This is a genomic window from Streptomyces sp. NPDC057963, from assembly GCF_042887155.1.
Classification (GTDB): Bacteria; Actinomycetota; Actinomycetes; order Streptomycetales; family Streptomycetaceae; genus Streptomyces.
This window is the reverse complement of sequence record NZ_JBHVPX010000008.1, coordinates 281,442-295,231: the sequence shown is the minus strand read 5'-3', so window position 1 is coordinate 295,231 and position 13,790 is coordinate 281,442. Positions and strand designations below refer to the sequence as shown.

Sequence of the window (13,790 nt, the reverse complement as noted above, 5' to 3'; positions counted from 1 at the left end):
CTCCTTGGTGGTCTAGGTGTCCAGAGCGATGCCGTCCAGGACCATCGAGAGGTACTGGCGGGCGATCTCCTCGGGGCTGTGCTGTCCGCCGGGCCGGTACCAGGACGCCGCGACCCAGACGGTGTCGCGGACGAAGCGGTAGGTGAGGCGGATGTCGAGGTCGGCGCGGAAGGTCCTGTCGGCGACACCGCGTTCGAGCGTGCCGAGCCAGGCCTTCTCGAACTTCTGCTGGGAGTCGGCGAGGTACTGGAAGCGCGGCTGGGTGGCCAGGTGCTTGGACTCCTTCTGGTAGATGGCGACGGCGGCACGGTGCCGGTCGATCTCCCGGAAGGACTCGGTGACGAGGGCCTCGATCGTCTCCCGGGGGCCGAGTCCGGCGGCGAGCACCGCGTCGTACCCGTCCCAGAGTTCGGTGAGGAAGGTCGAGAGGATCTCGTCGATCATCGATTCCTTGGAATCGAAGTGGTAGTAGAGGCTGCCCGCGAGCATCCCGGCCTCGTCCGCGATCCTGCGGACGGTGGTGGCGTTGTAGCCCTGCGCGGCGAACACCTCGGCGGCGGTGTCGAGCAGTTCGCGGCGGCGCTCGGGTGTGGGGGTCACCTGGGGCTTCTTCTTGGTAGGCACCCGCCCATTCTCCGCCCGCGGGACACCCGCGCGGATGCCCGGCCGGATGCCCCTGCGGTTGTCCCGCCGGATGCCCGTGCGGATGCCCCCGCGGACGCCGCGGACGCTGCGGCGGGTGTCCGCTCAGGCATGCTGGCTGCTGACCGCGACGACTTCCCCCGTCATGTATGAGGAGTAGCCGCTGGCGAGGAAGACGATGACGTTGGCGACCTCCCACGGCTCGGCGTAGCGGCCGAAGGCCTCCTTTCCGGTCAGTTCGTCGAGGAGTTCCGCGGAGGTGACCTTCACCAGGTGCGGGTGCATGGCGAGGCTGGGGGCGACGGCGTTGACGCGTACGCCGTACTCGGCGGCCTCGATCGCGGCGCACCGGGTGAGGGCCATGACCCCCGCCTTGGCGGCGGCGTAGTGGGCCTGGCCGCTCTGGGCGCGCCAGCCGACGACGGAGGCGTTGTTGACGACGACGCCGCCGCGTCCGGCCGCCCTGAGCGAGCGCAGGGCGGCCCGGGTGCAGCGGAAGGTGCCGTTCAGGGTGACGTCGAGGACCTTGGTCCACTGCTCGTCGGTCATCCGGGTGAGTTCCGCGGTGCCGCCGAGGCCGGCGTTGTTGACGACGATGTCGAGGCCGCCGTGGGTCTGTTCGGCGAGTGCGAAGAGCGCCTGGACCTGGGTCTCGTCGGTGACGTCGCAGGGCAGGGCGGCGACGCGGTCGGCCCCGAACTCCTCGGCGAAGGCCCGCGCGGTCTCCTTCAGCCGGCGGGCGTGCGCGTCGCCGATGACGACACGGGCCCCCTCCTCCAGGAACTTGCGGGCGGTGGCTCCGCCGATTCCGGCGCCCGCGGCCGCGGTGACGACGGCGCCGCGGCCGGCCAGCAGCCCGTGCCCGGGTACGTACTGCGGTGCGTTCACGCCCGCGCCTCCTCGGTCTCGGCCCGCGGATCCTCGACGGTGCTCGTGCCCGTACGTTAATCTACCAAACACTTGTTAGGGAAGGATGAGCCGATGCCCGCTGCCCACGACGCCTCCGCCGGCCGCTCCCAGGACGACCCCGTGCTGTACGAGCGCCGGGGCCCGGTCGCGTACGTCACGCTGAACCGCCCCCGCTACCGCAACGCCCAGAACTCGGCGATGACCTACGCCCTGGACACCGCGTTCTACCGGGCCGCCGAGGACGCCGAGATCAAGGTGGTCGTACTCGCGGGCGCCGGGGAGCACTTCTCGGCGGGCCACGACATCGGCACGCCCGGACGCGACGCCCATCTGCCCTTCGAGCGCAGGGCCGGCCTGTGGTGGGACCACTCCGACAAGGCCGGTGCGGAGAGCCGCTTCGCCCGTGAGTCGGAGGTCTACCTCGGCATGTGCAGGCGCTGGCGCGAGCTGCCGAAGCCGGTCGTCGCCTCCGTGCAGGGGGCGTGTGTGGCCGGCGGGCTGATGCTCGCCTGGATCTGCGATCTGATCGTGGCGAGCGAGGACGCCTTCTTCGCCGATCCGGTGGTCCGGATGGGCATCCCCGGCGTCGAGTACTTCGCACACCCGTGGGTGATGCCGCCCCGGATCGCGAAGGAGTTCCTGTTCACCGGCGACCGGATGAGCGCCCGCCGGGCGTACGAGGTCGGCATGGTGAACAAGGTGGTGGAACGCGGCGAACTCGCCGACCGCACCCATGAGCTGGCGTTGCGGATCGCCGGCATGCCACGGCTGGGGCTGGCCCTGACCAAGCGCGCCGTCAACCAGGCCGAGGACCTTCAGGGGCTGCACACCGGCATGGACTCGGTCTTCGGGCTGCACCACCTCGCCCACGCGCACAACGCGGAGACGGCGGCGGACCCGCTCGGCGGCATGGACATCGCCTCGATGAAGAAGGCGGGTGCGTGATGGATCTGTCGTGCACGGCCGAGGAGGAGTCGTTCCGGGCCGAGGCACGCCGGTGGCTGCGGGCCAACGTGCCCGCCGTGCCACTGCCGTCCCTGGAGACCGCCGAGGGATTCGCCGCGCACCGGGAATGGGAGGCGCGGCTGCACGCCGACCGCTGGTCGGTCGTCTCCTGGCCGAGCGAGTACGGCGGCCGGGGCGTCGACATCTTCGGGTGGCTGGCGTTCGAGGAGGAGTACTACGCGGCGGGCGGCCCCGGCCGGGTCTCGCAGAACGGCATCAGCCTCCTCGCCCCGACGCTCTTCGACCACGCCACGGACGAGCAGCGGGCCCGGGTCCTGCCGTCGATGGCGAGCGGCGAGGTGATCTGGGCACAGGCCTGGTCCGAACCGGAGTCGGGCTCGGACCTGGCGTCGCTGCGCTCGCGGGCGGTGCGCACGGACGGCGGCTGGCTGCTGACGGGGCAGAAGACCTGGTCCTCGCGGGCCGCGTTCGCGGACCGGGCGTTCGGCATCTTCCGTACGGACCCGGGAGCCGCGAAGCCGCACCACGGGCTGACGTATCTGATGTTCGACCTGGCGGCGCCGGGGGTGTCGGTCCGGCCGATCGGACGGCTCGACGGCAAGCCCGCCTTCGCCGAGCTGTTCCTGGACGAGGTGTTCGTACCGGACGAGGACGTGATCGGGGAACCCGGGCAGGGCTGGCGTATCGCCATGTCGGCAACGGGCAACGAGCGCGGGCTGACGCTCCGCTCCCCCGGCCGGTTCCTGGCCTCGGCGGACCGGCTGGCCGGGCTGTGGCGCGCCCACGGCGACCCGTCGGACACGGCACTGCGCGACCGGGTGGCGGACGCGGTGATCGGGGCGCGCGCGTACCAGCTCTTCACCTGCGCCAACGCCTCACGGTTCGCGGCGGGGACGGCCATCGGCGCCGAGTCGAGTCTCAACAAGGTCTTCTGGTCCGAGTACGACATCGCGCTGCACGAGACGGCGCTCGACCTGCTGGGCCCGGACGCGGAGACGGCGCAGTCCGCCTGGGCGGAGGGGTACGTCTTCTCCCTCGCGGGCCCCATCTACGCCGGCACGAACGAGATCCAGCGCGACATCATCGCCGAACGGCTGCTCGGCCTGCCGAAGGGACGGCGCTGATGCGTTTCCTCCTGGACGAGGAGCAGCGGGAGTTCGCCCGCTCGCTGGACGCGATGCTGACGGCCGCGGACACACCTGCCGCGGTGCGCGCCTGGGCCGCCGGGGACCACGGGCCGGGCAGGGATCTGTGGGGGCGGCTGGCGCGGGCGGGGGTGTTCGCCCTGGCGGTACCGGAGGCGTACGAGGGCGTCGGGCCGCTTCCGGTCGACATCGCGGTCGCCTTCACCGAGTTGGGGCGGCACGCGGTGCCGGGGCCGGTGGTGGAGACGGTCGCGGCCGGGGTCCTGCTGGGGGGTGTGGGCGGCGCGGCGGCGAAGGAGTGGCTGCCGCGGCTGGCGTCGGGCGCGGCGTCGGCGACGCTCCGGATGGACGGGTACGGGCCCTACGCGCTGGACGCGGACGCCGTGGACGCCGTGTTCACGGTGACCGGTGGTGAACTGCGGCTCGCGTCCGGGCCCGGCGCGCTCAGCGTGTCGTCCGACCCGGCCCGGCGGCTGTGGCGCCCCGAGCCGGGCGGGGAGCTGCTGGCGGCCGGGCCCGGGGTGGCCGAGGCGGCGGCGCGGGCCGCTCGGTGGGCGGCGTTCGCGACGGCCGCGCAGGCGCTCGGTGCGGGCGAGGCGCTGTTGCGGGCCACGGTCGGGTACGTGAAGCAGCGCACCCAGTTCGGAACGGCCATCGGCTCCTTCCAGGCGGTGAAGCACCGGCTCGCGGACGTACTGATCGGGCTGGAGTTCGCCCGCCCGCTGCTGTACGGGGCGGCTCTCGCGCTCGCCGGTGAGGCGCCGGACGCCGAGGCGCGGGTGGCGGCGGCGAAGGTGACGGCGGGTGAGGCGGGGTACGCGGCGGCGCGGGCGGCGCTCCAGCTGCACGGTGCGGTGGGGTACACGCAGGAGCTGGATCTGGCGCTCTGGCTGCGGAAGGCGCGTCCGCTGCGGGACGCGTGGGGGACGCCGGGGGCCTGCCGGGCGCGGGTGCTGGCCGACGGGCCGGCCGCGCCCGCCGCCCGGCCCCCCGCGTCAGGAGATTTCGCTCAGTGAGCCGTCGTCGTTGCCCCTTCGGAAGGTGCGCAGCGGGTGACCGGGGCGCCATACCTGGATGACCAGGGTGTCGCCGCCTTCGAGACCGGTGCGTACCACCTCGGTCAGCTCCACCCGGAAGAGGTGGAAGGGTTCCGGCGGCTTCACCTCCTCGACGAAGCGGGCCAGGGTCGCGGGGTCGGTCATCTCCACCGCGCGGCCGGAGAGCCGGACGTCCCCGTCGGCCATCTCGGCGTCCGGTCCCGGATTGGCCTGCACCGCGCACCGCGGGTCGCGGTGCAGGTCCAGTGCCTTGCGCGAGTTCGGCATCATGCCGAGCCACAGCTCGCCGAACCGGAAATCCACCTCCAGGCCGGTCACGCGCGGCGACCCGTCCTTGCGCAGGGTCGCCAGCACGTGGTGCCTGTACTGCCCGAAACGGGCCTGGACGGTGTCGGCGAAGGCCGGCTGCGCGGACCGGAACTCTTTCCAGGAACTCGATGTCATGGGGTCATGGAACCCCGGAAACCCGACATCTTCTGTCCGGATTCCCGGATCGTTCTCCGTCGGCTCAGCCGCGGGACAGGGTGACCACCAGGGCCCACCCCAGGGTCCGGAGCACCCCCGGCGATTCGCCCCGTGCCAGCAGCGCGTCGTAGCGGTCGAGTCCGATGTCCCGGCCGTCGAGCACGGCACCGTCCTCCAGCGCGAGGGCCAGGACCGCCCCGCCCCGGGGCGGCGACAGCCGGACGGTGCCGCGTACCACCGCGGCCTCCGCGCTCGTGCTCTCCCTGCGGTACATCACGTTGACGTTCACGACCGGGCCGCCGAGCAGCCGCCCGTACGTCTCCTGGTCACCGGGGAAGTCGTGCGGCCAGTGCGGTTCGTCGACGATGTGGTGCTCGCCGCCCACCACGAGGTCCATCCCGGCCCCCTCGACCACGGTCAGCGTGCGGTCGATCCCGGGGAACGAGGAGAACGGCCCGTCCCGGGACACGTCGGCGAGGCTGACCCGCCAGTCGAAGGCGTCCAGCGGCGCCCCTTCGGGGAACGCCGCGATCTCCCGGGTGACTCCCCCGCCGTTCTTCCAGGGCGTGGCCGTACGGTCGGCCGCCTGCAGCACCCGGAGCGTCATCGGACGATCCCCCGCTCCCGGGCCGCGGCCAGCCACTGCGGGAATTCGGCGACCAGCCGGTCGTACAGCTCGGCGTCCGGGACCGTGCGCGGGTCGGGCCCGGCGTGGAAGAAACCGGCGTTGTCGACGGGGCGCTTGGCGGGGACGGCCAGTTCGTCGAGCCTGTGCAGGAAGTCGAACTGCGTACTGCGCTTGTTGCCGAAGCCGACGAACTGCCAGAACAGCGGCAGGCTGGCCGCCTTGCAGAGGTAGCGTTCCGCCGCGTGCTTGCTGATCGGGCCGCCGTCCGTCTGGAAGACGACGAGCGCGGGGGCGGTCGAGCCGCTGTCGATGTAGTGGTCGATGACCGCGTCCATGGCCAGGTGGTAGCTGGTCTTCCCCATGTGTCCGAGGCCCGCCACGATCGCGTCGACCCGGCCGCGATGGTTGTCCAGGGCTATCTCGGTGACGGCGTCGACGTCGGTGGAGAAGAAGACGACGGGTACGCGGCCGTCGTCGTCCAGGTGCGCCGAAAGGCCCAGCACCCGGTCCGCCAGGGCCTGGACGCTGCCGTCCTTGTAGTACTCCCTCATGGAGCCGGAGTAGTCGAGCACCAGGTAGACCGCAGCCCGCTCGCCGCTCATGCCGCGCTTATCCAGCGAGACCGACGCGCTCTTGTAGAGGCTCACCAGCGCGGGCGCGGTCTCCTCGATCTCGCGCAGGCCGATGGCCGGACCTGTTGCGGCGGACGGGCCGACCATGCGGATGCTCCGATCCTCGACGTGTCAGGACTCCGAGCGTAAGGCACCCGCATATGCCCCGGGCTGCGGTGTTCGCTATCTTGATCGCCGCCGTCCCCACCGGCCTCTCGTGTCCGCCCACCGTGAAGGAGCCCGCCGTGGAGGCCGCAGTCACCACCTGCTACCGCCATCCGTCGTACGAGACGTATGTGAGCTGCACCCGCTGCGAACGCTTCATCTGCCCCGACTGCATGCGCGAGGCCGCCGTCGGCCACCACTGCGTGGACTGCGTGAAGGAGGGGCGGCGTTCGGTCCGGCAGGCGCGCACGGTGTTCGGCGGCACGGTGCCGAGGACCGCGGTACCGCTCGTCACGTACGCGCTGATGGGCCTCAACGTCCTGGCGTATCTGGGCGAGTTGGTCCGCCCCGGGATCGTCGACCGGTTCGCGATGCTCGGCGCGGGACTGAACGGCCCCGACGGAGGCCAGTACGTCTACCAGGCGGGGGACTTCCCCGGCTTCGACGTGATCGGTGTGGTGGGCGGCGAGTGGTACCGGCTGCTGACCGGCGCCTTCCTGCATCTCCCGCCGAGCGGATCGTCCTTCGGCTCGCTGCCGTTCGGAGTGCTGCACATCCTCTTCAACATGTACGCGCTGTGGAATCTGGGCCGCGTCGTCGAGGAGCAGCTGGGCCGGGCCCGCTACCTCGCGCTGTATCTGCTGTCCGCGCTGGGTGGTTCGGTCCTGGTGTATCTGATCGCGCCGTCCGACGGCACGGTGGGCGCCTCCGGGGCGGTCTTCGGTCTCGGCGCGGCGTTCTACGTCATCAACCAGCGCCTGGGCCGGGACATGCAGGCGGTGAACCGGTTCATGGCCGGGTTCCTGCTCTGGATGCTGATCTCGGCCGGATTCACCTCGTGGCAGGGCCACTTGGGCGGACTGCTGACAGGCGGCGCCGTCACGCTCGCGTACGCGTACGCCCCGGCGAAGCGGCGCGCCCTCGCGCAGTCCGCCGCGTGCGGTGTGCTGCTGGTGGTGCTGGTCGCCCTGGTGGTCCTCAGGACGTCGCAGCTGACCGGCGGCGGAGCGGCTTGAGCGCTCCGCCAACGCCCGTCTACGGTGGGTCACTTCTGGAATGATGAGGCCGGGGACGAGAGGGCTGGGGGCGCGCGTGGCGCGGGAACGGGGCGAAGCTGCGGCGGGACGGCGGCGCGCGCTGCTGATCGGTGTGAAGGACACCCCGTATCTGGCCAAGGACCCTGATCTCGCGGCCCGGTACCACCCGCTCGACTTCGTCGGACGCGATGTGTCGCTGATCGCCGCCGCGTTGAAGCAGTCCGACTACTCGGTCGCCGTGGAGCACGAGGACACCGGTCTCAATCCGGTCTTCGGCGCGGTCGCCGGCTTCCTGGGGTCCTGCGAACCGGGCGACACGGCATTCCTCTACGTCTCCTGCCACGGCGAGACCCTCGACGACAAGGACCATCTGGTCCTGGCCGACGCCCAGCCCGGACCGGAGCTCCCGGACGGCAGCCGCGGCCTGCTCCCCGGCAGCCTGCTCCGCGCCGACGAGAGCGGGCTGCTGAGCTCTCTGCCCGCCGGGGTCACCGCCGTCGTCTGCCTCGACATCTGCCGTACGACCGGCGCGGCGGTGCCCGCGCAGACGGCGGGCGGGTGGAGTTCCGGCAGCCACGACGCCTACTGGCTCTACAGCTGCGGCGCCGGACAACGGGCCTTCGCGGATGAGGTGGAGGGCAGTTGGTTCGCCCGGGCACTGGCCGGCGCGCTGTCCTCCGCGAACCCGCCGACGACGTTCCTCGACGTGGCCCGGCACGCGGCGACCGAGCTGCGCCGGACCGCGGACCAGCACCCGGAGGTCGAGCCCCCGAGGGTCGAGACCCGGCTGCCCATCCCGCCGTCCGGTGCCGCGCAGTCCGACCCGGTCCTCTGCGAGGGTTCGCGGCAGACCCTGCACTGGACCCGGACGATCCGCGAGTCCGGGCTGTGGTCGCACACCTCCGGCACCGAGGCCGCCCACGACCGGGTCAAGGACAAGCTGACCGATCTGGTGCACTGCGTGGTCGACAGCTGCGCGGGATTCGGCGCCCACCGCGAGGACCCCTGGTCCGACCCGCTCTACCCGGCGCGCGTCGAGGCCCGGCTCACCTCCCTGGTGGCACGGGCGAAACTGACGCACGTGGAGCGGCTGACCCCCGCCGAGACGGCGTGTCTGCTGGCCGCGGCCGTCGTCCATGAGGGGGTCGTCGCCATCGCCCTGGGCGAACTGCGCGGACTCCTGCCCGAACAGTTCGACCCGGGCCCGCGCCACCGGACCGAGGCGGCGGGTGACCACCGCCGGCTGGTGCGTGACGCCGCCCGCGATGTCTGCCGCGCCCATTCCATGGTGCTGCGGACGGCCGAGACGCTGCGGGGGCGCGGGCCCGGACTCCGGTCCGCGACGACCGCCGCGGACCACTGGCTGCGCCACCGGTTCATCGCCGACTGGGACCGGCTGTGGGAGCGGACCGGGGACTACGGTCTCGTCGACCGGCTCATCGCAATGACGGTCGCGGCGATCGAGGCGGCGGCGGACACCCCCCTCTCGGGGACGGTCACGGCGGAGACCCGACAGGAGATCGACAGCAAGGTCCGCCAGGTCCTCGGTCATCTCACGGTCAAACCCGGCCGGAGCCCCCGGATCAATCTGGACCACGCGGACGACACCTGGGACGAGAACTGGCGGCCGGTCCCCGGCAACCGGCTGCGCGGGCTGCAACTGGCCCGGCTGCTGTGGACGGCGGGGCTGCTCGCCGCGGATCCGCGCAGGCTCTCCAGCGTGCTCGTCGACCACCTGAGCGCTCACGATCCCCTGCTGCCCAACGAGGTCGTGGAGGCGCTCGGCACCGGCTTCGACTACGAGGAGGCCGAGGGCCGCACCGTCGACACCTACGGTCTCACCGTCTGGTTCCGCTGCCCGCACCCTGCGCTGCACGCCGCGGTGGAGGAGCTCGCCCTCGACGCGGACGCCACCGTACAGGCGTTCCGCGGCGACATCGGATCGCAGCCGCTGCTGCGCGGACTGCCCGACCAGGTGACGGCACAGCAGTTGCGGGCTCTGGCGGGGCGCTATCAGGAGCCGCTGGAACGGTTCCGCCTCGCGGAGGACGAGATCCGGCCGCTGCTGATGGGCACCCAGCTGTACGGGGACCGGATGCTGGCGGTCCGGGAGCTGTACCAGAACGCGCTGGACGCCTGCCGGTACCGCGACATGCGACGGCAGTACGGCCTCACCCGGACTCCGTGGGACGGCGAGACGACCGCCGCTCGGGGCTGGGCGGGCGAGATCACGTTCACCCAGGGCTGGGACGGCGACCGTCCGTACATCGAGTGCCTGGACACGGGCGCGGGCATGACCCGTTCCAAGCTCACCTCGATGTTCGCGCGGGCCGGCAAACGGTACGAGCAGGACCCGGACTTCGTCCTGGAGCGACGCAACTGGCGGCGCCACGGCATTGCCGACCGGGCCATGAACTCCCGTTTCGGCATCGGGGTGTTCAGCTATTTCATGCTCGCCGAGGAGGTCGTCGTCTGGACCCACGCGGTGGACTCCGTCGGGCGGCCGGGCAAGGAGAAGCCGCTGCGCGCGGACATCCAGTCCGGCTCCGGCCTGCTCCAGATCAACCGCACGACCGACCCACTGGTCCCGGCGAACGGCGGCACCCGGGTCCGCCTCTATCTGGCCGAACCCCGCGAGGGCGAGAAGCGGCCCTCCCTGGTGGAGACGTTGCACTCGCTGCTGTGGGTGACCGAGCACCGGGTGACGGCGCAGGAGCTGACGGAGGACGGGGAGCAGGCCCGCAGGATCGGCTGGGATCCCGGTCTCCTGGCGCACCGGGACGGCTGGTACGGCAGCCCGCTGCCGGTCCGGGGGCAGGAGGCCACGGAGGCGTTCGCCTGGCTGGTGCAGGGGCCGGGACAGCTGCTGCTGGACGGGGTGGTCGTGCGGGACGCGCCCGCCGTCGAGGGGCGGGTGATCAATCTGCGCGAGCGGCACAGCCCGGTGCCCAGCGTGGACCGCAATCAACTGCTGTCGTACGACAAGGACCTGGTGCTGGAGGAGTTGCTGGCGGGGGTCGCGGACGCGGTGGCCGACAGCAAGGAGGTGTCGATGCGGTGGCTGTGGAAGCTGGCCGCCGACGCGCCCCGCGTCGCCGTCGCCGTACTCGACGGGCTCCCCCGGGACACGGTGGCCGTGCTGAACTCCGCGGAGGGCGAGCGACTGGTGCCGGGGAGGCTGCAGCTCGCCACGGCGGGCTGCTTCCCCTTCGACGAGAGTGCCGTGCGCAACACCTACAGCGGTGCGCGGCTCGACTCCGAACGTCCCCACGAGAACGTGCTGTTCAGGGACTGGCAGTTCACTCGCCTGGGCATCCTCACGTCCCAGGAGCACTTCGCCCCGGCGGGCTACCCCACGCCCACCAGCCTTGATGCCTTGCTCTTCCAGAAGGACATGCCTCCACCGTGGGTGTCGGTGCTCCACGCGACTGCCCGGGCCCAGGTGCCGGTGCGCGAGGCGCTGAAGGCATTGCGCCGCTATGCCGTCACGGGGGTCGAGGTCCCGGCCGTGGACGACCTGAGGCAGCTGGGGGACCGCGGGGTGGAGCAGCCTGCCGCCGACCTCTACTCCGGCTATGTTTCCATGGCAAGGCAATTGCACCCCCCGGAGGTGACGAGCTTCCCGTTCTTCCGGCAGCAGTCCGAGACGCTGCGCAGATCGAAGCCCCCTGCGGTGCATGCCCCGATCCTGGCGGTGTCGGCACTCCACGACCTCCCCCTGGGCGCGGTGGCGGATCTGCTCCAGGAGCTGTCCCTCCTCGACCCCACGCTGCCCAAGCCTCCCGAAATCGACGCGGTACTCGCCCAGGAGCGCGTGACCGGGGACGAGGTCTGCCGCCTCGCGATCGATGGGGACCTCCCTCCCAGCCCCTGGCTGAAGCCGACGGGCTGGCTGCCCGGGGAAGTAGGGCCCGTCGACCTGCTGAGCCGCGCGGAGCCCCCGTTGGCTCTCAGCGAACTCGCCCGTCGTATCGAGCAGTTCACCGCGCTGGGTTTCTCCCTCGTCCGCGCACCCACCGCCGCCGCGCTCGAATCCGGCGTACTCCCGCCCGACCAGCGCCTCCTGCTGTCGGCGGAGTTCGACGGCACACCGCCGTGGCGCGAAGGTGCGCTTCCGCTGCACCATCTGCTGAGGGCGACCTCGGAACTCGGAGCCCGCCTGGGAGAGGTGGTCCGACGGGTCAACGTCGCGACTCCGATCACCGGTGCCCATGCCCAGGACATTCCCGAAGAGGTGGCCGACTGGATCGTCCCGTACCCGCTCACCGTCCTGCTGTTCAAAGGGAAGTCGGGATCGGCCCCACCCGCGCTGCGGCCGTGGGAGCTGACCGGCGTCTTTCTCCAGCGGAGCAGAGACCTGACAGAACTCCGCAAGGCGATCAGCGCCCTGGACGCCTTGGGAGCGATCGACTGGAGAGGGACCGACAGGGTCGCCCTGGAGCGGCAGGTGTCCACCCGCAGCAATCTCCTGGTCCCCTATCCGGCGACCAGCAGCATTTCCAACTCCGATTACATCAGTGTCGGGGGCGACTTCGACGAGGACGGCGTCAGCCTGGCCTACGCCCTGGCCCTTTCGGTCCAGCAGGACAGCGAACTCGGGACGATGGTGGACCTGCTGAACGACGTACGCACGGATCTGCCTCTGAAGGTCGAACCGCTCCCGCCGGGCGCCCGTGGGCTGCGCGCCACCGCCGGCGACGTACGCAGTCTGGTTTCCGGATCGGTCGACTCCCACGCCACCCGGTTCCGTGACCGGCTGACCGTTCCGGCCCTGCTGAGGCATGCGGAGGACAGCCTCTGCTCGCTGGGAGCGTCCGTCAGCCATCTGCGGACCTTCGCCCCGCTGGGCGCGCCGACCCCGCCGGGCGACCCGGCGGACCCCGGCGTGCGGGACCTGGACGACTTCGCGCCGGACCGGTTCGACCATGCCGCGTTCGACAAGGGGCTCCTCGGTCCCGGCGTCCTCGGGCCGCTCGAACTCGTCCTGGTGGCAGGCCGGTTCGGCTGGGACCTCGGCCGGACGTACGCGCGCTACGCGCCCCTGCGCTGCCTGGGCCTCGATGTCACCGTCCGCGAACCCGACTCCCGCGAGGCGTCCCTGTCGCCGGACTGGCGCGACGTCCTCCTTCTCACCTCTCAGCTCACCGGCCGTCTGCCGGCGCTGGCCGGCGAGGTCTCCCGGGACCACATCGCCCTGTGCGCGCAGGAGACGGATCTCGACGAGGCCGCGGTCGCCGGGCGGCTGAGGCAGTATGCCCGCCTCTTCGGCCTCGACCTGCCGTCTCCCGCACCGACCACCGAAGAGAGCGAAGAGAGCCAGTGATCCCATGGAATACGACGCCGCCGTCACCCGGACCGAAGTCCTCACCTTCGCCTGGACGCTGCGCGAGTCCGACGGCCGTGCGCTCTACACGGCGACGGGCACCTGCGTCCAGTGCGGCTGCCCGATGACCCGCACCTTCCCCGCCGTCCAGCCGCCGGTCCCGAAGGGGGGCGGCTTCCTGGGCCGCCGCGAGGACCCGGGGCCGGGGACGTGGCGCACCACCTGCCGCTGCGCGTCGCTCCACATGCCCCGGCCGGCGAACGAGCCGCACGGCTGCGGGGCCCTGCTGACGCTCGCCCCGCCGCCCGCCGGGCTGGTCGCGCAGAGCGGGCCGACGCCATGACGGACTTCACCCCGCAGCAGGTGCGGGACGCCGAACGCCGGCTGGACGCTTTCGCGGATCCGCACGAGCAGCTCCGGCTCGCCGTGCAACAGGCCGAGGGCTACCGCACGTTCCTGTCCACGCTGACCGCGGTACTGACCGCAGTCTTCGTCCTCAAGGGGCAGGAGGATCTCAGCAAGCTGGCCTCCGGCCCCCGCTGGACGGTCGTCGCCCTGCTGATCACGGGTTTCCTGACGCTCGTCGTCGCGTCCTGGCTGAGTGTCGTCGCCGTGCACGACCGGCCCGGACGGGAGATCTTCGGCGAGCCGGAGCGGCTGCTGCGCGACGAGGTGCGGCGGACGCACCGGATCTGGCGGCTGGTCGAGTGGGCGCGGTGGCTGGCGCTGACCGGGGTGCTGGGGGTGGCGGCGGCGGTGATCGTCACCTGGGTCGCTCCGGCCGCGTAGCGGGTTCGGGGCAGGGATCGGACCGGCCCCGGACGCGCCACGGCGCCTGCCG

Annotated in this window: 12 protein-coding genes; 7 read left to right on the top strand and 5 right to left on the bottom strand. The window is 72.0% G+C overall.

The genetic code is table 11. From position 1 onward, the window contains the following. Window positions 1-12: 12 nt before the first annotated feature. Both ACFVT1_RS21070 and ACFVT1_RS21065 read right to left on the bottom strand, forming a co-directional pair. Window positions 13-624, bottom strand: coding sequence for a TetR/AcrR family transcriptional regulator (locus tag ACFVT1_RS21070; RefSeq protein ID WP_389797520.1), 612 nt, complete (start codon window positions 622-624; stop codon window positions 13-15). Between the two features lie 123 nt (window positions 625-747). Continuing rightward, window positions 748-1,530: an SDR family oxidoreductase gene (locus ACFVT1_RS21065; protein WP_389797517.1), complete on the bottom strand. Its 783-nt coding sequence runs from the start codon at window positions 1,528-1,530 to the stop codon at window positions 748-750. 93 nt (window positions 1,531-1,623) lie between these two features. Between ACFVT1_RS21065 and ACFVT1_RS21060 the strand changes: the two genes are divergently transcribed. Genes ACFVT1_RS21060 through ACFVT1_RS21050 form a run of 3 tightly spaced genes read left to right on the top strand, consistent with a single transcriptional unit; the run spans window position 1,624 to window position 4,678 of the window. Continuing rightward, a complete protein-coding gene (locus tag ACFVT1_RS21060) occupies window positions 1,624-2,496 on the top strand; it encodes an enoyl-CoA hydratase (protein ID WP_389797515.1) in 873 nt (290 codons plus the stop codon). Further along, entirely contained in the window at window positions 2,496-3,641 is a 1,146-nt protein-coding gene (locus tag ACFVT1_RS21055; protein WP_389797762.1) for an acyl-CoA dehydrogenase family protein, read from the top strand. Before ACFVT1_RS21060 ends, ACFVT1_RS21055 begins: the two co-directional genes overlap by 1 nt. Beyond that, window positions 3,641-4,678 (top strand): acyl-CoA dehydrogenase family protein, encoded by a 1,038-nt coding sequence (locus tag ACFVT1_RS21050; protein WP_389797512.1) that lies wholly within the window; start codon window positions 3,641-3,643, stop codon window positions 4,676-4,678. Before ACFVT1_RS21055 ends, ACFVT1_RS21050 begins: the two co-directional genes overlap by 1 nt. Here the strand turns inward: ACFVT1_RS21050 and ACFVT1_RS21045 are convergent. The 3 genes from ACFVT1_RS21045 to ACFVT1_RS21035 form a co-directional block, all read right to left on the bottom strand. Then, on the bottom strand, window positions 4,658-5,164 hold the full coding sequence (locus ACFVT1_RS21045; protein WP_389797510.1) for a pyridoxamine 5'-phosphate oxidase family protein: 507 nt from the start codon (window positions 5,162-5,164) through the stop codon (window positions 4,658-4,660). The genes ACFVT1_RS21050 and ACFVT1_RS21045 overlap by 21 nt on opposite strands. 64 nt (window positions 5,165-5,228) lie before the next feature. Next, the gene (locus ACFVT1_RS21040; protein WP_389797507.1) at window positions 5,229-5,792 is read right to left on the bottom strand and encodes a HutD family protein; all 564 of its coding nucleotides are present in this window, start codon (window positions 5,790-5,792) and stop codon (window positions 5,229-5,231) included. Continuing rightward, window positions 5,789-6,532 (bottom strand): VWA domain-containing protein, encoded by a 744-nt coding sequence (locus ACFVT1_RS21035; protein ID WP_389797505.1) that lies wholly within the window; start codon window positions 6,530-6,532, stop codon window positions 5,789-5,791. Before ACFVT1_RS21035 ends, ACFVT1_RS21040 begins: the two co-directional genes overlap by 4 nt. 137 nt (window positions 6,533-6,669) lie before the next feature. On the opposite strand from ACFVT1_RS21035, the gene ACFVT1_RS21030 reads away from it, so the two are divergent. The 4 genes from ACFVT1_RS21030 (at window position 6,670) to ACFVT1_RS21015 (ending at window position 13,738) form a co-directional block, all read left to right on the top strand. After that, a complete protein-coding gene (locus ACFVT1_RS21030) occupies window positions 6,670-7,605 on the top strand; it encodes a rhomboid family intramembrane serine protease (protein ID WP_389797502.1) in 936 nt (311 codons plus the stop codon). A gap of 76 nt (window positions 7,606-7,681) precedes the next feature. Then, entirely contained in the window at window positions 7,682-12,949 is a 5,268-nt protein-coding gene (locus ACFVT1_RS21025) for a caspase family protein (protein ID WP_389797499.1), read from the top strand. A gap of 4 nt (window positions 12,950-12,953) precedes the next feature. After that, window positions 12,954-13,292: a hypothetical protein gene (locus ACFVT1_RS21020; RefSeq protein WP_389797497.1), complete on the top strand. Its 339-nt coding sequence runs from the start codon at window positions 12,954-12,956 to the stop codon at window positions 13,290-13,292. Continuing rightward, window positions 13,289-13,738, top strand: a complete 450-nt coding sequence (locus tag ACFVT1_RS21015; RefSeq protein WP_389797494.1) for a hypothetical protein — start codon at window positions 13,289-13,291, stop codon at window positions 13,736-13,738. The genes ACFVT1_RS21020 and ACFVT1_RS21015 overlap by 4 nt, the downstream gene beginning before the upstream one ends. The last annotated feature ends 52 nt before the right edge of the window (window positions 13,739-13,790 follow it).

What these genes read in the sequence shown, in the direction of transcription:
- ACFVT1_RS21060 (WP_389797515.1), top strand. Translation starts at nt 1,624, where the DNA reads ATGCCCGCTGCCCACGACGCCTCCGCCGGCCGCTCCCAGGACGACCCC.
- ACFVT1_RS21035 (WP_389797505.1), bottom strand. Translation starts at nt 6,532, where the DNA reads ATGGTCGGCCCGTCCGCCGCAACAGGTCCGGCCATCGGCCTGCGCGAG.
- ACFVT1_RS21045 (WP_389797510.1), bottom strand. Translation starts at nt 5,164, where the DNA reads ATGACATCGAGTTCCTGGAAAGAGTTCCGGTCCGCGCAGCCGGCCTTC.
- ACFVT1_RS21015 (WP_389797494.1), top strand. Translation starts at nt 13,289, where the DNA reads ATGACGGACTTCACCCCGCAGCAGGTGCGGGACGCCGAACGCCGGCTG.
- ACFVT1_RS21055 (WP_389797762.1), top strand. Translation starts at nt 2,496, where the DNA reads ATGGATCTGTCGTGCACGGCCGAGGAGGAGTCGTTCCGGGCCGAGGCA.
- ACFVT1_RS21020 (WP_389797497.1), top strand. Translation starts at nt 12,954, where the DNA reads ATGGAATACGACGCCGCCGTCACCCGGACCGAAGTCCTCACCTTCGCC.
- ACFVT1_RS21040 (WP_389797507.1), bottom strand. Translation starts at nt 5,792, where the DNA reads ATGACGCTCCGGGTGCTGCAGGCGGCCGACCGTACGGCCACGCCCTGG.
- ACFVT1_RS21050 (WP_389797512.1), top strand. Translation starts at nt 3,641, where the DNA reads ATGCGTTTCCTCCTGGACGAGGAGCAGCGGGAGTTCGCCCGCTCGCTG.